A 306-nucleotide genomic window follows, 5' to 3' on the forward strand; every position below is an offset into this window, starting at 1 on the left:
AATTAAAGGCACCGAATTACAGCAAAGAGTTTCTCAGGCGATGGTTGAGATCGGTGGGCTGATGTCTCTGCCATGGGATAATAAGCAACCGATTGGAGACGAAGTATTTAATCAAGCCAGTCGCCGCTATAACTTCCTGCGTGCCTGCACTATCTATGGTGGATCTAACGAGATTCAGAAAAACGTATTGGCAAAGATGCTGCTCGGATTGTGAGGTGAGGCATGGATTTCAAGTTACCTGAAAATACCACGATGATTGCCGATACGGCGCGCCGTTATCTAAAAGATAATTACTCGTTCGATACC

Annotated in this window: 1 protein-coding gene; it reads left to right on the forward strand. The window is 45.4% G+C overall.

What is annotated here, in order from left to right:
- A partial coding sequence (locus tag F8C76_RS19725; RefSeq protein ID WP_211372231.1) for an acyl-CoA dehydrogenase family protein occupies nucleotides 1–214 on the forward strand: 214 nt, incomplete at its 5' end.
- Nucleotides 215–306: the final 92 nt, after the last annotated feature.

Source organism: Flagellimonas olearia (assembly GCF_009184425.1).
GTDB classification, from domain to species: domain Bacteria; phylum Bacteroidota; class Bacteroidia; order Flavobacteriales; family Flavobacteriaceae; genus Flagellimonas; species Flagellimonas olearia.